Here is a 21,320-nt window from a genome sequence, read left to right on the forward strand (position 1 = left end):
ATTTTGTTGCCCAGGGCTATTACCACTCAGGCGAGAAGCGGGTGCTTCTGCTTTTCAACTTCTCTATTATACCACAAATATTTCTTATGTCAACAATAATTTTGTTTTTTCACTTAATCTTCAAAATTACTTATTTTTTGCATCTTTGTTCATTCTTTTTTTAAATAAGGCTGCACAAAACTTTGCATTTTTTGTTGGATTTGACTATTTGTATAATCTCCAGCTTCTTCACCCCAAAAAGTAAGTGCTGAACCTATAACGTTTTCTGTTGAATTTACTTGTTTTCCACTGTTCAGCTCAAATTTTGAAAGATCCCAATTTGCAACCAAATCGTTAATCGTATAGGCATAACTTTCTGGCTGCCACATCCGCTGTCCCGGCAAGAAATAGGTATAATAAGCATTGTAATTTAAAAGCTGGAAACCTGCATCTAAAAGTTCTTGAGCGCTTGCCGTATATTGTCGGCCGGTACTTGCGCGCTCATCAGTGCTATTAATATCCCAACCACCAATTTGTGACCAATAAGTAATCTGGATATCTTTATTATAGTCCGCAAGATCTGCCTTAGCCACTCGATCATTCCACATCCTTGTAGTATAACCTTGATGTTTTAAAAAATTATCCAAAGTATTCACATAGTTCACCAAGTTCCTATTTGATTCTACAGGCAACCAGTCAATTTCATCAACGCCGATATGAAAATAAGCTTTCGCTTGCCCAGCAAAAAGTGGCGTGTATTCTGCTAACATCTCTTGGACAAAATCAATAGCTTCTACTTTTGTGTAATCAATCATATTAAACTGTTCTGGCGCTCCATCAGGTAATTTAATAGCCTCATACCGCTTAGGATCATTGATCTTTAAAAGCTCGAGGATAGCTTGTATATGAGCCGGGGCTTCTATCTCTGGAATTAAAACAACGTTCTTTGATCGGGCATAGGAGACCAAATCCATCACATCATTTTTCGAAAGAAATGGCCGTTTGGTTTGTGTATTTAACCATTGTCCGTCTTGATAAACCGCATTTTTATCTGTTGTTTGACCGACCGCAGCCATCTCCACAGCTAAATTTTGATTATCAGACATGTGTAACTGGAGAAAACTATTAGGATAGTTGCTTAAATCATCTATGAATTGTTTGATAACTTCTGCTTTATAAAACTTACGGGAAATATCTAAAGCAATTCCTTTTTCTGGTAGTATTTGAGTTAAATTTTTTTCCGCTTTTACTTCTGTTTGATTTATCATCGTCATTAAAAATACAACTATCCCTACTACCGCACATACACTGAAGACTTTTCTATTATTCATAGACACCTTTTCCTTATCCAACTATATAAAAATTATAAAAAAATGAAAATAGAACAACAAAAACCCCAATAAAAAAGCGTCCGAAGACGACTTTTTATTTTGCTTTCAATGCGCTCAAAATTTGTGTACGCATGTCTTCTATACCATCTGCACTGGCTGGAAGGAAGATTGTAGAATTTCCGGCATCAGCAAATTGATTAAGCGTATCAAGGTATTGGTTGGTTAAAAGAATAGACATAATCTGGTCCTCTGTTAAACTTGCCCCAGTATTTTTAATTTCAATAATTTGTTGAGCGAGTCCGTCAACAATAGCTTTACGTTGTTCAGCAATACCCACACCACGTAAGCGATCTTTCTCCGCTTCGGCTTCGGCCGAAGTAACGATTTTTATTTTTTCTGCATTTGCAAGCATTTGCGATGCATCTTGTTTACGTTGCGCGGCATTAATTTCATTCATCGATTGCTTAACTTCGGCATCAGGTTCTACACGTGTAATCAATGTTTTAACAATAATATAACCGTATGTTGTCATTTCCTCTGCAACTTGATGCTGTACTTCCAGAGCGATTTCATCTTTTTTCTCGAAAACTTCATCCAAAGTCAACTTAGGCACAGCAGATCGAAGCGCATCCTCAATGTAGGCTTGAATTTGCTCAGAAGGGTTCATCAGTTTATAGTAAGCATCTTTAATATTTTCTTCATTGACACGGTATTGTGTTGCGATATTCATGGTCACAAAAACATTATCTTTTGTTTTTGTTTCAACGGTCATTTCGTTTTGCAAAAGACGAAGTTGAATCCGTGCCGCAACACGATCAATTCCCCAAGGTAATTTCACATGGAAGCCAGCCGAAGAGGTCGTTTGATACTTCCCAAACCGTTCGATGATTGCAACCGTTTGTTGTTTAATAACATAAAACAATGTTCCTGCACTCGCCAAAATGATAATAATAACGAGCACGGTAATAATAAGTGAAACTGTTAACATAAAACTCTCCTTTCTTTTAATTATACTTTAATTTTTAGAATATTCCAATCAAAGTCCTTTAGAAATGTACATGTAGCACTTATTTTGCTCTGCTTGATACAAGAGAGGGTGAATATAACGAATTTTTTCAGCTTGAAGCACCAAATCCTCAAAATTATAGCCCGTCAAACGAATATAGTCCTCATTTTCATCAGCCGTTGTCAAATCTGATAGTTCCTGTGCATCAGTGAATTGACCTTCAAAATTCGCTTTTCTCATAATGATATAATCGCCTTCTTGTTTCAAAACATAATGTGGAAAAATTTGTGCGACTTCATAAATGACTTGAGCCGTCATCTTCAGGGGAAACTCACTAAAGACAACTGCTTCTTCCTGGGCATTGCGGTAGCAAAAACCAAAAGATTTACCTGATAGATTTAAGCGCATAAAGCGGAAATTTTCTGTGCCTTCTTTTCCTTCAAGATGAAAATTTGGCTGGTCCTGAAACATCTCCAAATCACGTGATAACTCAAAGAAATAGTCTGTAGCATCTTGTGGAGAACGTTTTTGATAAAGCTCTGCAAAATAAGCATTGATTACACTTGATGGCGGAGTAACCAACAGCATTTTCTCCTTTTCATCGTCTAAATTTGCTAAACGATTTTCCAAAAAGGCACGATCTTGAGCCATGTAGCCTCCGTATTTCAAACCTAAATCAATATATTCCTTATTTTTCACTTTTTTCCTCCATATTTAAAAATTCTCTTGCACATATTATAGCATTTTCTGGATAATCTTCAGCAAAGACATCATAAAAATTGACATTCATCCGGTTGCGGAACCAAGTCAATTGACGTTTAGCATATCTTCGTGAATTTCTTTTTACAAGTTCTACTGACTCTTCAAGTGAGATTTCTCCTGAGAAATAAGGAAAAAACTCCTTATAGCCAATTCCTTTTGCAGCTTGAACCTCTGGGTATTTTTCAAATAAAGTTTGTGCTTCTTCAAGCAAGCCTTGCTCCAACATACCGTCTACCCGATGATTGATTCGATCATAGAGTGTTGCTCTTTCAGCATTCAGACCGAGGAGACAAAACTCATAGTCAGACACTCGATTTTCACCTGTACCAAAAGCTTCCAGCTCAAGAAAACGTATTGCTCTTCTCCGATTTAGCTCAGGAATATTTTGGGGAACACGCGCAAATAACTCTTCATCAGAAAGTTCCTCTAATCTTCGACGCAGCTCCATCATTGCCTCATGATTTTCTTGCCCTCCCAGGTGATAGCCCTCAACTAGACTCTGAATATAAAGTCCCGTTCCACCGACAATAATTGGAAGCTTACCGCGAGAAATAATTTGTTCTATACAAACGGTAGCTTCTTGAACAAAGTCAAAGGCAGAATAATTCTCATTTACATCTCGTACATCAATTAAATGATGCACTGCTGCGGCCTGTTCTTCCAAGCTTGCCTTGGCTGTACCAATATCGAGGCCACGATATACTTGTTGCGAGTCACCTGAAATAATCTCACCATCAAAAACTTGGGCCAGCTGAATTCCCAAAGCTGTTTTACCTACAGCTGTTGGTCCGACCACAACAATTACTTTATTTTTTTTCATATATTATTTTCTATTATTTTTTTCTTATTTCTTTTGTCCTGTGTATGAAGATACATTCTTTTATTATAACATTTTTCCGTTTAGTGACTCTTTTACCATATAAAAATCCTCATCTTACACATGAGGATTTCATTTATTGTGTTGCATTATAATAAACATGAGAATTTTCAAGTTTGCCCCGTGCTTGTATGAGTTGATTGACTGTGACGAATGTGTAGCCTTGATTTTTTAACTTTTGAATAACTCTTGCTGCTCCATCGACAGATGTATCATAAATATCATGCATGAGGATAATGGAGCCATCATAAACTTCATTCATGACAACTTGTTCAATCTGATCCACATTTTTACTTTCCCAATCTAAAGAATCCACACTCCACTGAATAATCGGAGTTTGTGCTATTTTATTAATTTGAGGTGTTGTGGCACCGTAAGGAGGACGTAAACCTTGAGGACGAATCCCCACTGTCTTCTGCATCAAATCTGAAGTTTTTTTGATTTCATCTTGGGCTTGTTTTGCTGAAAGCTGTGGCAGATTCTCGTGATTATAAGTATGCGATCCCACTTGATTTCCTAAAGCATGTTCCTTTTTAACTAATTCTGGACACAGTTCAAGACGATTTCCGAGTACGAAAAATGTCGCAGGGACATTTGCCTTCTTTAAAATGGAAAGCAAGCGTGGTGTCGTCTGTGGATCTGGTCCATCATCAAAAGTTAAAGCCACTAATTTCTTATGAGCCAGCGCTTTACTTTGCACCTGTTGGCCAGAAGGAATTTTTATTTTCGAGTGTTGCGCTTCTTCTTTTAAATTTCCCACTAGAATCTGCGGTTTGACTATCTCTCCTAACTCACTCAGGGGCACTGAAACTTTCGTATATAAGTTTGTGCTACTGTTGACTTGACCAGGTCTCAAAAAGAAATCCAGATATTTATTATCCAAGATAAAGGCATTAAAATTTTTCTCCATCGGCTGTAAGCCCTCGCTTAACACCTGCTTAGTTCTCTGGTTTGAATTCTCTTTGAGCTTCACCATTTTCTCATAAATATTTTGCGCGACACTGCTGAGATCTGCCTTGTCCTTAAATAAATCAGCAAGCTGTAATTCCTTATTTTCTTTCAAATTATAAGTTTTAGTGATGACTTGGTTTTCGGCTTGGACATGCGCATTGCTTCTGCGCATCACATTAAATTTGAAACTTACGATATCTGGGGAAAACTCATAAGCTTCAAAGGATTGAAACAACGAACCTTTCTCAGCCGTATCCTTTTCTGGTGTACAGTTTTTAAAAGAAGATAGTTCTTTATTGGAAAATTCTTCCAACTTTTGATTAATCACTTTATTTTTTGTCTTGGGATAATTCATCAAGATATGATAGCCTTGATCTTCCTCCTTCGTTTCAATACCTACTCCTTTAGACGCTGTACTTCGAATATAAGTATTTTCGGAAGTTTTCTTGTTTTCTTTTTCTGTTATTCTTACCAGTAGGCTGGCTACTCCAAAAACGATCGTAAGCGCGAGTAAGACACTTCCTGCTTTCAGCCATTTCTTCTTCATGATTGCCTCTTTTTCTCCTATATTATCTCTACTGTTAAGATAACAATAATTTTTGACACTTTCAAATATTTAGTATACTTTCTAGGAAAAGAAGCTTAAAATATTGGGGATAGAGCCTTACAAATGTTATAATAACTTTATAAGTTTATCAAAGTGTAAGATTATTGTAGACTATAAGGAGGAAAGCATGAATAAATATCTTAAAGGCTACCTAATAGGTAAAGCCATTGAAATAACGGTTGCCGGTACTGCGGTAATGGTTGCTAAACATAAAGGATTAATTGATGCGGAAATGCGTCCTACCTTTAAAGAAGACGCTTTTGCTGAAAATCAAAAACGCGCAAAACGCAAACGACTTGCGCGCTAAAACTTACTAAAATTACTTTTGGAGGTCTACCTATGAATAAAAATCTCATCACTGGTTTCGTTGCCGGTAACATTGTCACTCTTGCTGCTTTGTTCACTGCAGGCGCAATCTACAAAAAACGTGTTGTTGACCCGATTGAACACAAATGGGAGTTTGCACAAGAAAGTCGTAAAAAAGCAAACCGTAAACGTATTGCTCATTAATTAAAAAAATGCGTACTACTTAGAGGTAGAACGCATTTTTTTATTTGTCAAAATTCTCTTCTTGATCAAGCAAGCTATCACTAAAAGCGGCAACGTCTTTTCCTGTAACATCAAGTACAACTTGATTACGCTTCACACCGTCTTCAAAAATTGTAAGCAATTCTTCAAAAACCTGAAGATCAGATACACCAATCTTAAAATAGTATCTCTGAATCTCCTTATAAACAATACTATAATCTTTCGGCAGTTTTTTCACTGCATTTTGCAGAGTGTACCACTCTTTTTTTCCTTCGATGATTTCCTTGAGTTTCATTCTATTGTCTCCCTAATTTTTTTGCTACATTTTGATTAAGTTGCTCACGGCATTTGTCTCGGTAGGATTTATTGGGGATAGGTCGCCGTTGATCGAACAGTTCCGCAACAAAGGCTTCCTTATCTTCACCAATCACAGCCGATACATCTTCATTGTCAAATGCTGTTTCTTCAAAAAATTCAAGTAAGCTACTCATGATGGGGATCAGATTTCGCCCTGTTAAATCACTATATCTTTGGATTTCTCCATCAAGCTCTGCCCATATGCGTTGGTAACTCTCCGGCAGACGTTTCACTCTTTCTGAAAAATCTGCCCTTGCCACAGTCATATCTTTTCCTGTTATTCTCTCCCAAAAATTCATCATTTCTCCTTACTTCTTATCTCAGAAAGTTTTTCTGAGATGAAATCCCAACGTGACCAAAAAGCTGCTAGTTCCTCTTTTCCTGCAGTATTCAACTTAAAAAACTTACGTGATGGACCTTTCTCTGAGGCTTTTTTTTCCGTTTCCAGTAAGTTTTGTCGTTCAAGGCGAGAAGTTATCGTGTAAACTGTGCCTTCTGCTACATTTGTAAATCCTAATTCTTTTAATTGCTGTGTGATGGCGTAACCATATGTTTCACCTTGGCTGATGATTTGCAAGACACAACCTTCTAAAACACCTTTAAGCATTTCCGTATTATTTTCCATTACAACCTCTAATATGTATTACTTAGTACAACTATATAGTAACACATATTAGTGATATAACAAAGTAAAATACTTTTTTTATGCTATTTAAGCTTTATCATTTGATTTCTCATCTAATCATGGTAGAATAGTAAAAATTATGAAAGAGGTTTTAGAGACTTGAAACAAGAAACAACTTTTGCTCACACTAAATTTGCCAATCCTTTTATGAATGCATCTGGTGTACATTGTATGACTATCGAGGATCTGCAAGAATTAGAAAAATCTGATGCTGGAGCTTATATCACTAAAAGCTGTACCTTGGAAAAGAGAGAAGGAAATCCTTCTCCTCGTTATGTAGACTTAGCTTTAGGGAGCATTAACTCTATGGGTCTTCCTAATCTAGGTTTCGACTATTACTTAGATTATGTTTTGGAAGTACAACAAAATCAAGATAAGACAACCTTTTTCTCCATTGCTGGTATGAGCCCAGAAGAGAACCTTGAAATGCTGGATCGTATACAAAAGAGTGCATTTTCAGGTATAACTGAACTTAACCTCTCATGTCCAAATGTGCCCGGTAAACCTCAATTAGCCTATGATTTCCAAGCAACAGAGCAACTGTTAGAAAAAGTATTTGCTTTCTTCAAGAAACCTTTGGGTGTAAAGCTTCCTCCATATTTTGACTTGGCACATTTCGATCAAATGGCTGATATTCTTAACAAGTTTCCCCTCACTTACGTCAACTCTGTCAATAGTGTCGGAAATGCCCTCTATATCGATACGGAAGAGGAATCTGTTGTAATTAAACCTAAAGATGGCTTTGGTGGTCTTGGTGGCCAATACATCAAACCAACAGCTTTAGCCAACGTACGTGCCTTCTACACGCGTCTTAAACCAGAAATACAAATCATCGGAACAGGCGGTATCGAAACAGGACAAGATGCATTTGAACATCTTCTCTGTGGTGCAAGCATGCTCCAAATTGGGACCGCCCTCCACAAAGAAGGGCCAGAGATTTTCCCAAGAATCATTAGAGAACTTCAAGAAATCATGGACAAAAAAGGCTACCAATCTATTGATGAATTCCGTGGTAAACTCAAAAGTCTTTAATATAAAAAATTAAACTAAGGTAAAGCCTTAGTTTTTCTTTTTCAAGTTATTTATAGGGTACCCTATAAATAACTTGACTTTATTTAGTATGTGCTGTAAAATAGTATTTAACACTTCATACAAGAAATTCTTTTTACTTTTTAGAATTTATGCCCTTCCATTTTATGCTAAGACAGAGCAGGAAGAAAACAAAATTTATAGAAAGAAATGTTAAGCTACATACCTTTCACACTACCTCAGTATGAAGTTTATTTTTATATACCCAAATTTTCAAAACTCAAATCACGCTATCGACACCAAACTAAATCTTGGGCGCCAACAGTAGCTCACTGTGAACTTTAAAAACAAGGGAAATAATGTTAAAAATTTCAAATTTATCCGTCGAGTATAAAGGCAACCTTGCCTTAGAAAATATTTCACTACACATACCTGAAGGCTCCTGTACAGGAGTTATTGGACCTAACGGTGCGGGCAAGTCAACTTTGATGAAAAGTATCTTAGAGATGATCCCAACCAAATCCGGTTCTGTTACCATCAATGAAACTCCACTCAAGAATTTCAAGAGAAAGATTGCCTATGTTGCACAACGTAGTGAGATTGATCTCAGTTTTCCAATCACGGTCTTTGATACGGTTTTGACAGGTACATATCCAAACTTAAAGCTCTTTCAAAAGCCCCGTAAAAAAGAAAGACAAAAAGCCGAACATGCACTTTATAAACTTGGGTTGGATGATTTTAAAGATCGCCAGCTAAGCGCTTTGTCCGGTGGACAATTGCAACGTGTTTTCATCGCTCGTGCGTTGACGCAAGAAGCTGACTATTACTTTTTAGATGAACCTTTCGTTGGTATCGATATGATGAGCGAAAAAATCATTATTAACATACTTGAAGAGTTACGACAGAACGGTAAAACGATTATCATCGTTCACCACAATCTTCATAATGTTAAAGCGTATTTTGATTATCTGATTATTCTTAATAAAAAACTGATTGGCGCTGATTATACAGCCCAATGTTTCACTAATGAAAATCTTCAAAAAGCTTACGGTGAAGCCCTAGGCGATATCATCATCAAGGAAAGCGAGGGCTAAGTCACAGTGGATATTTTATTTTTTCTTTCAGATGTAACCGGCCTTACTGTAACCATGCTGAGTGCTTTTATCGCTTCCATTTTGTTAGGGATTATCTCCGGAATTTTAGGGAGCTTTATCGTTTTGAGACGTCTTTCTCTTATGGGCGATGCTTTATCTCATGCGGTCTTACCAGGTGTTGCAATCTCTTATATGCTAGGGATAAATGTTTTGATTGGGGCAACAGTATCTGGGATTTTAGGTGCAATTCTGATTCAATTTATCATCAAACATAGTAATTTGAAGACAGATGCTTCGATTGGTATTATTCTGAGTAGCTTCTTTGCTCTAGGAATCATATTAATTACAAAAGCTGAAAGTGGTGCGGATCTTAATCATATACTTTTTGGAAATATCCTTGCTGTTACACCACACGAACTTGTTCAGTCTTTCGCTTTATTGGTTGCTGTTGTTCTGGTAGTCAAACTCTTCTTCAAGGAGCTGCTGATTACTTCCTTTGATCCAACTATGTCTAAAGCCTATGGTTTAAACAATACTTTTTATCACTATTTACTGATGATTTTGCTGACGCTTTTTACAATTTCTGCTTTATCACAAGTCGGGATTGTACTTGTAGTTGCGATGCTTATCATACCTGCATCAATCTCTTATCTGTGGGTCAATAAATTGCCACATATGATTGCGATGTCTTCTATTTTAGGTGTACTCTTTGGTGTTTTGGGCGTTATTATCAGTTTCCAATATGATTTGCCAACAAGCGCAACTATTGTAATCGTTGGAGCACTCACCTTTGCCCTCTCCTTCTTCCTCAGCCCTCGCAACGGATTTATCCGCTATCCTAAGAAAGGACCTCAATCATGAACCGCAAACAACTCTCTTTGATTACCATTTTAGCCTCACTTCTTTTATTTCTTACAGCATGCTCGCCCAAAAAAGAAGAAAGTAAGGCATCAGACACACTTAAGGTTGTAACCACCTACTCCATCATTGCCGATATTGCTGAAAATATCGGAAAAGACCATGTTGATGTTTATAGCATGGTTCCACGTGGCACTGATCCCCATCAGTACGATCCGAAACCCAATGACACTCAAGCTGTTGAAAAAGCCGACCTTGTCTTTTACAATGGCCTCAATTTGGAAACTGGAAAAGGTTGGTTTGATAAACTGATTAAAAATAGTCGTAAAGAAGATTCAACCTTTATGGTTAGTCAAGGTGTTACTCCCATTCACTTAAGTGAAAAAGGCAAAGAAAGCGAAGAAGATCCGCATGCTTGGCTTAATATTCAAAATGGCATTATCTATGCCCAAAATATCGAAAAAGAGCTTTCAAAGAAAGATCCCCAGAATAAAGAAGATTATCAAAAAAATCTCAAAGTATACACGGATAAATTGCAACAACTGGACACAGAAGCAAAAGCTAAGATTGCAACCATTCCGCAGGAAGACCGAATCTTAGTGACCAGCGAAGGTGCTTTTAAATATTTCTCAAAACAATATGGCCTGACAGCTGAATATATCTGGGAAATCAATACGGATAACCAAGGTACACCAGCCCAACTCAACCGCATTAACACGATTGTCAAAGACAAAAATGTCAAAGCACTCTTTGTGGAAACCAGCGTTTCACCAAAAACAATGGAATCTGTCTCTAGACAAACTGGTGTAAAAATCTACTCAAAAATTTTTACTGACTCTCTTGCTGACGAAGGTCAGAAAGGGGATACCTACTACGATATGCTCCAATGGAATATTGAGCATATTACCGATGGGTTGAGTGGTAAGTAATCGTCATTTTCTTAAGAATATCAAAAAAACTACCAATGTCTTGGTAGTTTTTTGATTCGTTTTTTCAAAACATGAACTTTAGCTCAGCGAGGTTTTCCCTCTTAATCTTCCGTATACCAGTCATAGTGGAAAATTCCATCCATGTCAGTACGTTCATATGTGTGCGCACCGAAGTGCCACTTGTCTTAGTGCTTTAGCACTTAGAAAAAGTGGACAGCGTAGTGAGCTTGTGAACGAAGACTGAGCTTTAGCTCAGCAAGGTTTTCCCTCTTAGTCTTCTGTATACCAGTCATAGTGGAAAATTCCATCCATGTCTGTACGTTCATATGTGTGCGCACCGAAGTGCCACTTGTCTTAGTGCTTTAGCACTTAGAAAAAGTGGACAGCGTAGTGAGCTTGTGAACGAAGACTGAGCTTTAGCTCAGCAAGGTTTTCCCTCTTAGTCTTCTGTATACCAGTCATAGTGGAAAATTCCATCCATGTCTGTACGTTCGTATGTGTGCGCACCAAAGTAGTCACGTTGTGCTTGGATAAGGTTTGCTGGCAAGTTTGCTGAGCGATAGCTATCATAGTAGCTGATTGCACTTGTGAATGTTGGTACTGGGATACCTGCTTGAACAGCAAGGCTTACAACATCACGTACTGCTGCTTGGTAACGTTTTGTAATATCGATGAAGTATTCATCCAAGAGAAGATTTTCAAGGTCAGCATCTTTGTCAAAAGCATCTGTAATGTTTTGCAAGAATTCCGCACGAATGATACATCCTGCACGCCAGATTTGAGCGATTGTACCGTAAGGAAGATCCCAATCGTATTCTTTAGAAGCTTGACGAAGTTGAGCAAAACCTTGGGCATAGCTCATAATTTTTGAGAAATAGAGCGCTTGACGGATTTTTTCGACAATTTCAGCTTTGTCGCCTGTAAATTTCACTTCTGGACCTGATAAGATAGAGCTTGCTTTCACACGTTCGTCTTTATAAGTTGAGATGAAACGGGCAAACACTGATTCAGTAATCAATGGCAATGGAACTCCCAAGTCAAGTGAACTTTGTGACGTCCATTTACCTGTACCTTTATTACCGGCTTTATCAAGGATTTTATCCACGATATAACCGTCTGTACCTTGATCATCTTTACGTTTAAGTACTTCTTTTGTGATTTCGATAAGGTAGCTGTCTAACTCACCTTCATTCCATTCTTCAAAGATCGATTGGATTTCAGCATTATCAAGACCAAGTACACGTTTCAAAAGATCATAAGATTCAGCAATGAGTTGCATATCGCCATACTCGATACCATTGTGGACCATTTTTACATAGTGACCTGCACCATTAGGACCCATATAAGCCACACATGGTTTACCATCTTGAGGTGCTTTACCTGCGATTTGTTCAAAGATTGGTGCAATCAAATCGTATGCTTCTTTTTGTCCGCCCGGCATGATTGAAGGACCTTCAAGAGCACCCTTTTCACCACCTGAAACACCTGTACCGATAAAGTTAATGCCTGAGTCTGCAAGCTCTGCATTACGACGCATTGTATCTGGGAAATGTGTATTTCCACCATCAATTAAGATGTCACCTTTATCCAAATGTGGTAAAAGTGCTTGAATTGTCGCATCAGTTGCTGGACCAGCTTGTACCATAAGCATGATACGGCGTGGTTTTTCAATCGCAGCTACGAATTCTTCGATTGTTTTTGTCAAGACAAAATTTTTATCTGGATGTTCAGCTACAACTTCTTCTGTTTTTGCAGTCGTACGATTAAATAAGGCAACCGTATATCCACGTGATTCAACATTGAGGGCTAAGTTTTTACCCATTACGGCCATACCGACTACGCCAAAGTTAGCTTGAGTCATTGTAAATCCTCCGATTTTTTATTTTTGATAAAACCATTATAACGCAATTTCTTTACAAAAGCTCAAATAAACACTGTAACATTTTTACAAAAAGAAAAACTGCCCGTAGACAGTATCTCTTTTACCACTCTGTACCTGAGAGGTCTTTAGCTTTTTTTTCAAGCTCTTCAGCTTCTTCAGAAATTTTACCAAAGTCAACATTATCTTCCACTACTTCTGCAGCATCTTCTTTAACATCTTCAACCTTATCTGCTACAGCATCCGCACTGTCATCCAACTTTTCTTTAAACTCAGCAGTTTTTTCCACTACTTCGTCAGTAATTTCTGATTCGTTTTCATCGAAAAGTTCTTCGGTGCCTTCTTTGGCTTGATTGATTTTATCAACAATCGCATCACGTGTACTATTGAAAAATTCGATAACAGAGTCTTTTGAAAGTTCACCTGAGTCAACTTTTTCTTTAATCAGATCACGTTTGCTTGTCAAATAATCTTTTGCTGAGTCTGCAGAAATTTCTCCTGATTCAAAACGTTCTTTAATATCATTGAATTTTTCTGTCGAAAAATCGCGTAAGTTGTTCAATGCGGCTTCTGGATCATCTTTAAAGTCGTCGTACATCTTGCTCGCATCTTCACGCATTTCGCTTCCTTTTTTAGGGGCGAAAAACAAAGCTGCAGCGGCACCAATCAAAGCTCCTGCTAAAAATCCTGATTTTTTAGACATATTATTTATCCTCCACTTTCTTTTTCTTGTTCTTCTTCATAAATTTATTTGCTGTTTTAGCCAATACTAAGGTTGAAGCTGAACGACCCACGGTTCCCGATTTTCTTGAGAAACGTTCAACCATGTCGCGACTGCTCTTATTCACCGCAGTAACGCTCTCTGAAAGCTCTGCTACTGCAACGAAGAGAGGGTCAATTGTTGCAACTTTTCCATTAACATCGTCTAAAAGAACATTGGCTTTTGCCATCAAGCCATCCGCTTGGTGAAGCAAAACATCGACATCACTAGAAACGAGTTTCACCGTACGATTGGCTTCCTCAACAACTTTTGAAACTTTAACTAAAAGTACAATTAAGAAGATAACCAAAGCTGCAAAAGCAATTGCAATGATCAGCCAGGCTATATTTTGTACACTAATTTCTCCCATACTTCACCTCCGAAACCGCTTAAATTCAAACGGTAATTTTACTTTATTATAGCAAAATTAATATTTTTTATAAACTAATTTGGCACATAAATTTCACCTCGGTATTTAGGGCACTCGTACCAGCGTTTTGGAGGATTTTTAGCTTTATCCCTTTTTTATTCTTTCCTCAGAAAAAACTCGTCCTTACCGTAAAAGTTTATGTGAGAGATTGCCAGCTTCTTTGACAAGCTCAGTGATGAAAGTGTAGCTTTTGCTGTAAAATTTTTCGGAATTCTTGGCTTTTTGTATAGGTGCTTCTTTTTGTCCTCTTTCGTCAAACAATTTATCTTTATCTAGTGAAACGCTTCGTTTTGTTATATTTGGGGTATAAATGTTAAGCGCATCTTTATTTGTCTTTTTCAGTGAGACAGTTGTTTTGTGGATGTTGAGAGTATCTGAGGGAATGGTACGGACGGTCCTCGTTTGCTGATGGAGTATATTAAAAATACCAAATGTGATGAGTCCAACAGTTGTCACAAGTGCAAGTGTACGTTTCATTTTTCGCTCCTCTTCTCCTCTTAATACCTCTATTTTACGCGTACTGCCCTGAAGTTAAACTTACTTTTTTGTAATGTAATAAAAAAATGCATCTTTTGCCTTGCTACAAAAGATACACTTTTACATTCTTTTCTTAGTCAATTTTTTTTAAACGTCTGATAAGCACAAACGCTATCCCTGCAATAATCATTAAAGCTGAGAAGACCTGTGATACGCGGAATGCTCCCCACATCAGACTGTCTGTCCGCATGCCTTCTACAATAAAGCGTACTGCCCCATACCAGATAAGGTAGAAAGCAAAGATTTCCCCACGCTTGAGCCCTGGAATACGATGACGGAAAATCATAATGAGGAGGAAACCTGAAAAGGTTCCGATACTTTCATAGAGGAAAGTAGGTATTCGATAAGCTCCATCAATAAACATCTGCTCCCGAATAAAGGTCGGCAGATAATTTAAGTTGTTTACCGCATCGCCATAAGCTTCCTGATTGACAAAATTTCCCCAACGTCCAAAAGCTTGACCAATAAGTACACCCGGAATACTCACATCTAGTAAATCCAGAGGATTAATCATCCGATAATAAGAAAAGACAAACAGGACAATTGCTCCTGCAATCAGTCCGCCATAAATGGCACCACCGCCGTCCCAAAGAGCGATAATTTCACTTGGATGTTGGCTATAATAATCCCATTGAAAAGCAACATAGTAGGCCCGGACACCGATAAGTCCGACGGGGAAAGCCCACAAGATAAAGTCAATCACATCATCTGAGGTCAAACCTCGCCGTGGTGCTTCCTTACACGCTAGCCAGACACCGAGAGCAGCCCCTGTCACAATAAAAATCGCATACCAATGAATGGAAAAAGGGCCCAACTCTAAAGCAATCTTATTCATTGCTAAATATGGAAAATTGTTCACTTTAACTCCTTAGCTATTGTTTTCGATTAAATGTGTCAAACGATCTTCAAAAAGCGCTGTTGCATCATAGCCCATATCTTTGGCACGGTAGTTCATCACAGCAGCTTCAATGATAGTCGAAACATTACGCCCTGTTTTGACAGGAATCTTAATCTGTGGCACTTCAACATCGGCGAGGATAATATTTTTCACACCATTGCCCAAACGGTCAAATTCGCCCCCAACTTCGTAAGGCTCAAGATAGATTGTTAAATCAATATCCGTCTGATCTTTGACTGCACGCGCACCGTACAAGCTCATCACATCAATAATCCCGACACCGCGAAGTTCCAAGAAATTTTGTAAGACTGGCGCAGGTTCCCCTGCTAAAGTAAAGGCATCTCTTTGGAAAACATCAACACGATCATCAGCTACAAGTCGGTGGTTACGCGCCACCAAGTCCAAAGCCGTTTCTGATTTCCCGATTCCACTTGCTCCCTGAATCAAAACCCCAACACCATAAATATCCATCAGCACACCGTGTACACTGACACGCTCTGCCAACTCTTCATCTAAGTAAGAGGTCAGAATACTGTTCAGACGGCTAGTTGTCTCACGTGATTGCAATAAGACAATATCATGCTTACGTGCAGCATTCACCATCTCTTCCGGAATTTCAAGATTACGTGCCACGATAACGACAGGAGTTATCTCTGTCATTACTTTTTTAAGAATATCATAACGCGCATCGCCTACCTCGTTCATCATGTAGGACCATTCCTTCATCCCGAAAAGTTGTATCCGTTCAGGCGTAAAGTATTCAAAATAACCAGACATTTCCAAACCGGGGCGTAAAATATCTGAGGTGGTAATTTCTTTTTGAAGTGCTGTTTCTGTCGAGTAGATAACATTAAACTTGATTTTTTTGATGAGATCTTGCACTGTGACTGTCATATATGTCTCCTCTTGTCATTTTCTCCCCTTATTATATCAAAATATAGATAATAATCCTTTTTGCTTAGGCTAGAAAAGTGTAATATTTTATTCCAGTTTGATAGCTAAAGTATAACTTGGCATACTGGTTCATCTTAGAGCTAAAAATAGTAAAAAAAATAATGGATGTTATCCATTATTTGATTTTGCTGAGTTTTACAAACTTGTCTACTTTATAAGCCACGTAAATTCTGCGACCTAAAAGGAAGCTTGCAATAAAGAACCAAAACCATTGGGCCTGGAAAAAGGCGATGGAAAAAATCCATGCTTCAATGATTGTTCCAAGTATAAAAGAGTAAAATCGTGATTTTAACATAGATTAACTATATCATACCCAAGAACTGAGGTCAAATATGCTAAACGAAATTTCCATCACAACGTAACTTTCTTTACAATAGTTTTTTACTTCGCTTCCTGATAGAAAAAAGTTTGGGGATACTGTATAATACATTATGATCATAGCACATCAGCAGCTTTGAGATCAATTTTAGAAAGAAGATTACTTGATGGAAAAAGTACATGATGAAGGTCCTTTCTACCATGGGACGAAAGCCAAACTTAAAATAGGGGATTATTTAAGGGCGGGTTTTGCCTCTAATTATGATTCACGTGTGACTATGAATCATATCTATTTTACAGCTTTAAAAGATGGCGCTGGCTTTGCTGCACAAATCGCTGCTGGAAAAGCTGAGGTACCGCATGTCTATCTGGTGGAACCAACAGGCCCTTATGAAAATGATCCCAATGTGACCGATAAAAAATTTCCTGGTAACCCAACTCGTTCTTATCGCTCTACTGCACCCCTAAAAATAATTGCTGAGGTGACCGATTGGGTGCAGCAACCTCAAGATAAGATTGATAGTTTACGTGAAAAAATAGCTGCACGTACTACAAACAATAAATCAACTATCATTAATTAAATCCCACTTACATCCAACTAAATTTTAAAGCGGGTTAAAGCAAAAAGATAGCTCTCAGTTTGAAATAGATATTTCATTTGTAGCTATTGATTTTCTTATTGAACTCAATACACAGCATATCATTAAAGGGAACAATATGACACGTGATGCCTTCAAGAAACGCTGGACTTTTACCACAAACGGAGATAAACTAAAAGTTAATAAGATTAAAGCCTTAAAAATCTAAGACAACTGAATCTTATTCTCCTATATCATCTAGCAAAAAAACTACAAATTTGGTAAAATGAGGTGCTATGGAAAAAATTAAAAACTTTGCTAAGACTGAAGCTTTCACTTATCTCGTCTTCGGTGTCTTGACGACCCTTGTCTATTACGTCTTTATGCAGTCAAGCTTTTACCTGCTTAATCACCCTGGAATAAACGCTGGGGCGATTTCAGAGGCTATCGGACAAATTGTTAGTATTATCTTCGCTTTCTTTACCAATAAAATTTGGGTTTTCAAGCATAAATCTACGCACATTTTCCGTGATTTCCTTAACTTTGCTGCCGGACGTTTATTCTTCATGCTTTTGGCCATCGTTCTGAAGTGGTGGTTTATTGATAGTCATCCAGAAATTTTGATGGATCTCTTGCACTTGAAAAAACCAGTAGTTGTTCTTGCCCTTTCACTGGCAATCCAAGTATTGAATATTGTCTTGAACTACTTCTATTCTAAATTTATTGTTTTCCGTAAAAAAGCGAAAGTATAAATGTATAATAAAAAAACGTCTGCCAAAACAGATCGTTTTTTTATTTTCTAATTTCTTTAATAAATGCAACAATCTCACCACGTCGGGTTTCGATTTGACCAAAGGACTTTTTCTGATAAGTAGCATTGAATACTGCTCCGATGATAATAACTTTAGCAATAAAAATAAACCAAATCATTAAACCAAAAATAAGCAAGGAACCAACCAGTTTAAAGTCACGCATTTGCCCTAAAGCTCGACTTAAATAGGCCCCAAAAAAATGAGGCAGTGCCACAAGGACCAAGGTAGAGAAAATGGTCCCCGGCATAATATAGCGGAGTTTATGTATTTTGACATTGGGTAAGACAAAGTATAGTAAAATCAAAGAAATAAGCACAACAATGATGACAACTGGTAAGGTAGCTGTTTGCAAAGTCCGGTACAGTCGATCATCAAAGGCAAAGAGGTTCTCATGCACATAGGTCAAAATCACCTGACCAAATGTTGAAATTAAAATAGTTAAAGAGAGCATAACCATAAGCCCTAAGCCAACAACTAAACCAATAATTCGGCTGAGAATGAAGTCTCGATGTTCTGAAACCTCATAAGCTTTATTCATAGCCATCTGTAAGGTCGCAAGTGCACGGGAAAATGTCCAGAAACCAGCCAAAACGGAAATCGAAAGTAATCCTGTATTGGGATTTTCCAAGACATTTCGGATAAATCCAACACTCATATCATAAATCTGATCCGGAATCTGATCATGAAGCACATCCAAAATCATATCAATATCAAGATTTAAGAAGGGGAGAATGTTGGCAAAAATTAAAAGTAGCGGGAAAATGGATAAAAGCAAGTAATAAGCCACAGCAATACTTGATAAGGACATCTCTGAACTTTTATAAAAGTTCATAAAGTCCTTCAAAGTTTGCCAAGACGACACACGTTGAAAAAGAGCTTTCATCTGGTCTTCTCCTCCTTTCATTTTTACGTCTTAATAAATAGGAGAAACTTATTAGTAAGTGCCTTCTTCTCCTTGGCTTGTCAAAATTACTGGACCATCTTTGGTAATGACAAACTGATGTTCATATTGACATGATAAACCACCATCCAATGTCTTATGCATCCAGCCTGTTTCCATATCCGTATCAATTTCCCAAGTTCCTGTCGAAATCATTGGTTCAACGGTCAAAACCATACCCTCACGCAAACGTAAACCACGTCCAGCTTTTCCGTAATGAGGCACAAGTGGATCTTCGTGGAAGGTTGGGCCCATGCCATGTCCGACAAGGTCACGAACTACGCCATAACCACGACTTTCTGCATGTTCTTGAATAGCTGCTCCAATGTCCCCGATACGGTTACCAACGACAGCTTGTTCGATTCCAAGATAGAGACACTCACGTGTCACATCCATAAGATTTTTAACTTCTTCTGATGGTGTGCCTACAGCATAAGCCCAGCAGCTATCTGCAATAGCTCCGCTGAAACCCTCGGTATATTTCTTCATCTCAGGAACATTATCAAAATCAAGTTTTGAAACATCGACAGAACCATCTTCAACCATGCCCAAAACCATATCTACTTTGATAAGATCGCCATCTTTTAATTTCATGTGACGAGGGAAACTATGCGCAACCTCATCGTTCAATGAACAACATGTGGCATAAGGATAATCCATAATTGAACCATCTACACCGATTTGGAGAGGAAGAGTATTATTTTCTTTACATACTTTTCGTACATACTCTTCGATTTCCCACATGTCGATACCTGGTTTTATCAAATCACGCAAACCGATGTGGATACTTGCCAACAAAGAGCCGGCACGATCCATTTGATCTATTTCACGTTGAGATTTTAATGTAATCACTATTTTTTACCTTCTTCTAAATATTTCTTTAATCGCAATGATAATCCTATTTTATCATAAAAATACTGTGGTAGAAAGCCCCGAAAAATGCACAGGAGCTGATTTTTCTGGAATTTCTTGATATAATTTTGTTATATAAATTTCACAAGGGAGCAAAAAATGGCTTTAGCAAAAGTAGTTTATGCAAGTATGACCGGCAATACGCAAGAAATCGCGGAAATTGTCGCTGATAAATTGGAAGATTTAGGTCTTGATGTAGATTTGGACGAATGTACTTCAGTTGACGCTGACGAATTCGAAGATGCCGATCTCTGTATCGTTGCCACTTATACTTATGGTGATGGTGAATTGCCAGATGAAATCGTAGATTTCTATGAAGACTTGCAAGATGTTGATCTTTCTGGAAAAACTTTCGGTGTCTGTGGTTCAGGTGATACTTTCTATGATGATTTCTGTATTTGTGTCGACATGTTTGAGGAACAATTTGCACTTACTGGAGCTGAAAAAGGGGCAGAATCTGTCAAAGTTGACTTGAATGCTGAAGATGAAGATATTACAAATCTTGAGGCTTTTGCGGAAACATTAGCGTCCAAAGTTCAATAAAAGAAAAAACTGCTCATGAGCAGTTTTTTTATAGACTAAACATCAAAATTCCCGCCGCAACGGCGACATTCAAAGACTCTGCACGTCCAGGCATCTCTATATGGACAAGTTTATCGGCCGCCGCGACTGCCTGAGCAGAGACACCTGCGCCTTCATTCCCCATAACTAAGGCAAAATCCTTTTCTGCTACAAGTTCTTTATGACTGATGGACTGGTTAGATAAAGTGGTAACATAAAGAGGAATGTGCGCTTTTTGCAATTCCGTAAAATCTGCCACAGACAAAATAGGAATGTGAAAGTTACTCCCTTGCATACTTCGCATCACTTTTGGAGCATAAATATCTGCCGTATCTCCGAGACAAAGTACTGCTGAAAATCCTGCAGCATCAGCTGTCCGAATCATCGTCCCGACATTGCCAGGATCTTGGACATTTTCAAGTACTAAGTACTTACCGTTCTTCAACTCAACTTTCACTTCTTCGAAAGCTACCTCAGCGACAACACCTTGCGGTGTTCCAGCATCCGATAGGCTTTTAAGAACTTCTGAACTCACTGCGATAACTTCTTCCAGATGTGCAACTTGGTGATATTTGTTTTCTTCCACAAAGATTTGTAAAATTTTCGCTCCCGAATTGACAGCTTCTTCTAGCAAATGAAAGCCCTCAATAAGATAAGAATTTTTGCGATATTTTTTCTTTGTCAGCAGCTTACGTGCTTCTTTTATTTTTTTATTGTCTTTTGCTGTAATAATTTCCATTTGCTATAA

General features: G+C 37.9%; 27 protein-coding genes and 1 other annotated feature (1 of these 28 cut by a window edge). Of the genes, 9 read left to right on the forward strand and 18 right to left on the reverse strand.

All coding sequences use genetic code 11. The annotated features are described in order from the left end of the window. Window positions 1-59, reverse strand: a sequence feature (ribosomal protein L20 leader region); it reaches 68 nt to the left of the window's first position. Window positions 60-149: 90 nt separating this feature from the next. The 5 genes from lgb_RS07560 to lgb_RS07580 form a co-directional block, all read right to left on the reverse strand. After that, complete coding sequence (locus lgb_RS07560; protein ID WP_019294240.1) at window positions 150-1,310, reverse strand: family 20 glycosylhydrolase; 1,161 nt, start codon at window positions 1,308-1,310, stop codon at window positions 150-152. Window positions 1,311-1,404: 94 nt separating this feature from the next. Continuing rightward, on the reverse strand, window positions 1,405-2,298 hold the full coding sequence (locus tag lgb_RS07565; RefSeq protein ID WP_017368540.1) for an SPFH domain-containing protein: 894 nt from the start codon (window positions 2,296-2,298) through the stop codon (window positions 1,405-1,407). Between the two features lie 48 nt (window positions 2,299-2,346). Next, window positions 2,347-3,015, reverse strand: a complete 669-nt coding sequence (locus lgb_RS07570; RefSeq protein ID WP_019294241.1) for a hypothetical protein — start codon at window positions 3,013-3,015, stop codon at window positions 2,347-2,349. Then, entirely contained in the window at window positions 3,005-3,898 is an 894-nt protein-coding gene (gene miaA / locus lgb_RS07575) for a tRNA (adenosine(37)-N6)-dimethylallyltransferase MiaA (protein WP_019294242.1), read from the reverse strand. The genes lgb_RS07570 and miaA overlap by 11 nt, the downstream gene beginning before the upstream one ends. Before the next feature lie 133 nt (window positions 3,899-4,031). After that, window positions 4,032-5,453 (reverse strand): polysaccharide deacetylase family protein, encoded by a 1,422-nt coding sequence (locus lgb_RS07580; protein WP_019294243.1) that lies wholly within the window; start codon window positions 5,451-5,453, stop codon window positions 4,032-4,034. A 187-nt stretch (window positions 5,454-5,640) separates the two neighbouring features. Here lgb_RS07580 and lgb_RS07585 point away from each other — a divergent pair, with 187 nt between their 5' ends. Both lgb_RS07585 and lgb_RS07590 read left to right on the forward strand, forming a co-directional pair. Beyond that, on the forward strand, window positions 5,641-5,820 hold the full coding sequence (locus tag lgb_RS07585; protein ID WP_029345891.1) for a DUF3042 family protein: 180 nt from the start codon (window positions 5,641-5,643) through the stop codon (window positions 5,818-5,820). Between the two features lie 32 nt (window positions 5,821-5,852). After that, the gene (locus tag lgb_RS07590) at window positions 5,853-6,023 is read left to right on the forward strand and encodes a DUF3042 family protein (protein ID WP_014025228.1); all 171 of its coding nucleotides are present in this window, start codon (window positions 5,853-5,855) and stop codon (window positions 6,021-6,023) included. A gap of 40 nt (window positions 6,024-6,063) precedes the next feature. On the opposite strand, the gene lgb_RS07595 is transcribed toward lgb_RS07590, so the two are convergent. The 3 genes from lgb_RS07595 to lgb_RS07605 are packed head-to-tail and all read right to left on the reverse strand — an operon-like array spanning window position 6,064 to window position 7,023. Continuing rightward, complete coding sequence (locus lgb_RS07595) at window positions 6,064-6,336, reverse strand: DUF1048 domain-containing protein (RefSeq protein WP_019294245.1); 273 nt, start codon at window positions 6,334-6,336, stop codon at window positions 6,064-6,066. 1 nt (window position 6,337) lies between these two features. Continuing rightward, window positions 6,338-6,697: a DUF1048 domain-containing protein gene (locus lgb_RS07600; RefSeq protein ID WP_019294246.1), complete on the reverse strand. Its 360-nt coding sequence runs from the start codon at window positions 6,695-6,697 to the stop codon at window positions 6,338-6,340. Beyond that, a complete protein-coding gene (locus lgb_RS07605; RefSeq protein WP_019294247.1) occupies window positions 6,697-7,023 on the reverse strand; it encodes a PadR family transcriptional regulator in 327 nt (108 codons plus the stop codon). Before lgb_RS07605 ends, lgb_RS07600 begins: the two co-directional genes overlap by 1 nt. A gap of 159 nt (window positions 7,024-7,182) precedes the next feature. On the opposite strand from lgb_RS07605, the gene lgb_RS07610 reads away from it, so the two are divergent. The 4 genes from lgb_RS07610 (at window position 7,183) to lgb_RS07625 (ending at window position 10,993) form a co-directional block, all read left to right on the forward strand. Continuing rightward, window positions 7,183-8,115, forward strand: coding sequence for a dihydroorotate oxidase (locus lgb_RS07610; RefSeq protein WP_019294248.1), 933 nt, complete (start codon window positions 7,183-7,185; stop codon window positions 8,113-8,115). Window positions 8,116-8,471: 356 nt separating this feature from the next. After that, window positions 8,472-9,206: a metal ABC transporter ATP-binding protein gene (locus lgb_RS07615; protein ID WP_019294249.1), complete on the forward strand. Its 735-nt coding sequence runs from the start codon at window positions 8,472-8,474 to the stop codon at window positions 9,204-9,206. Between the two features lie 6 nt (window positions 9,207-9,212). After that, complete coding sequence (locus tag lgb_RS07620) at window positions 9,213-10,067, forward strand: metal ABC transporter permease (RefSeq protein ID WP_019294250.1); 855 nt, start codon at window positions 9,213-9,215, stop codon at window positions 10,065-10,067. Next, window positions 10,064-10,993 carry a metal ABC transporter substrate-binding protein gene (locus tag lgb_RS07625; protein WP_019294251.1) on the forward strand — a complete coding sequence of 310 codons (930 nt, stop codon included), beginning with the start codon at window positions 10,064-10,066 and terminating at the stop codon, window positions 10,991-10,993. Before lgb_RS07620 ends, lgb_RS07625 begins: the two co-directional genes overlap by 4 nt. A 439-nt stretch (window positions 10,994-11,432) precedes the next feature. Here the strand turns inward: lgb_RS07625 and gndA are convergent, their stop codons facing one another. The 7 genes from gndA to lgb_RS07660 form a co-directional block, all read right to left on the reverse strand. Further along, on the reverse strand, window positions 11,433-12,854 hold the full coding sequence (gndA, locus tag lgb_RS07630; protein WP_019335285.1) for an NADP-dependent phosphogluconate dehydrogenase: 1,422 nt from the start codon (window positions 12,852-12,854) through the stop codon (window positions 11,433-11,435). A 121-nt stretch (window positions 12,855-12,975) separates the two neighbouring features. Beyond that, the gene (locus tag lgb_RS07635) at window positions 12,976-13,575 is read right to left on the reverse strand and encodes a YtxH domain-containing protein (protein WP_019293389.1); all 600 of its coding nucleotides are present in this window, start codon (window positions 13,573-13,575) and stop codon (window positions 12,976-12,978) included. 1 nt (window position 13,576) lies between these two features. Then, window positions 13,577-14,002 carry a DUF948 domain-containing protein gene (locus lgb_RS07640; RefSeq protein WP_003134326.1) on the reverse strand — a complete coding sequence of 142 codons (426 nt, stop codon included), beginning with the start codon at window positions 14,000-14,002 and terminating at the stop codon, window positions 13,577-13,579. 183 nt (window positions 14,003-14,185) lie between these two features. Beyond that, a complete protein-coding gene (locus tag lgb_RS07645; protein ID WP_019293390.1) occupies window positions 14,186-14,539 on the reverse strand; it encodes a hypothetical protein in 354 nt (117 codons plus the stop codon). A gap of 133 nt (window positions 14,540-14,672) precedes the next feature. Beyond that, window positions 14,673-15,434: a prolipoprotein diacylglyceryl transferase gene (gene lgt / locus lgb_RS07650; RefSeq protein ID WP_207781790.1), complete on the reverse strand. Its 762-nt coding sequence runs from the start codon at window positions 15,432-15,434 to the stop codon at window positions 14,673-14,675. Window positions 15,435-15,467: 33 nt separating this feature from the next. Continuing rightward, window positions 15,468-16,391, reverse strand: coding sequence for an HPr(Ser) kinase/phosphatase (gene hprK, locus lgb_RS07655; RefSeq protein ID WP_019293392.1), 924 nt, complete (start codon window positions 16,389-16,391; stop codon window positions 15,468-15,470). Window positions 16,392-16,566: 175 nt separating this feature from the next. Next, window positions 16,567-16,746, reverse strand: coding sequence for a hypothetical protein (locus tag lgb_RS07660; RefSeq protein WP_014025241.1), 180 nt, complete (start codon window positions 16,744-16,746; stop codon window positions 16,567-16,569). 190 nt (window positions 16,747-16,936) lie between these two features. Here lgb_RS07660 and arr point away from each other — a divergent pair, with 190 nt between their 5' ends. Continuing rightward, window positions 16,937-17,350 (forward strand): NAD(+)--rifampin ADP-ribosyltransferase, encoded by a 414-nt coding sequence (gene arr, locus lgb_RS07665; protein ID WP_019293393.1) that lies wholly within the window; start codon window positions 16,937-16,939, stop codon window positions 17,348-17,350. Between the two features lie 293 nt (window positions 17,351-17,643). Then, complete coding sequence (locus lgb_RS07670; RefSeq protein ID WP_003134318.1) at window positions 17,644-18,099, forward strand: GtrA family protein; 456 nt, start codon at window positions 17,644-17,646, stop codon at window positions 18,097-18,099. 40 nt (window positions 18,100-18,139) lie between these two features. Here the strand turns inward: lgb_RS07670 and lgb_RS07675 are convergent, their stop codons facing one another. Both lgb_RS07675 and lgb_RS07680 read right to left on the reverse strand, forming a co-directional pair. Continuing rightward, the gene (locus lgb_RS07675; protein WP_003134316.1) at window positions 18,140-19,042 is read right to left on the reverse strand and encodes a YihY/virulence factor BrkB family protein; all 903 of its coding nucleotides are present in this window, start codon (window positions 19,040-19,042) and stop codon (window positions 18,140-18,142) included. 51 nt (window positions 19,043-19,093) lie between these two features. Further along, window positions 19,094-19,951, reverse strand: a complete 858-nt coding sequence (locus lgb_RS07680; protein ID WP_019293395.1) for a methionyl aminopeptidase — start codon at window positions 19,949-19,951, stop codon at window positions 19,094-19,096. A gap of 159 nt (window positions 19,952-20,110) precedes the next feature. Here lgb_RS07680 and lgb_RS07685 point away from each other — a divergent pair, with 159 nt between their 5' ends. Next, complete coding sequence (locus tag lgb_RS07685) at window positions 20,111-20,554, forward strand: flavodoxin (protein WP_019293396.1); 444 nt, start codon at window positions 20,111-20,113, stop codon at window positions 20,552-20,554. A 28-nt stretch (window positions 20,555-20,582) separates the two neighbouring features. Here lgb_RS07685 and lgb_RS07690 read toward each other — a convergent pair whose 3' ends face one another. Then, complete coding sequence (locus lgb_RS07690; RefSeq protein ID WP_019293397.1) at window positions 20,583-21,311, reverse strand: TrmH family RNA methyltransferase; 729 nt, start codon at window positions 21,309-21,311, stop codon at window positions 20,583-20,585. Between the last annotated feature and the right edge of the window lie 9 nt (window positions 21,312-21,320).

Origin of the sequence: Lactococcus petauri (genome assembly GCF_023499275.1) — a bacterium.
Taxonomy (GTDB): Bacteria; Bacillota; Bacilli; order Lactobacillales; family Streptococcaceae; genus Lactococcus; species Lactococcus petauri.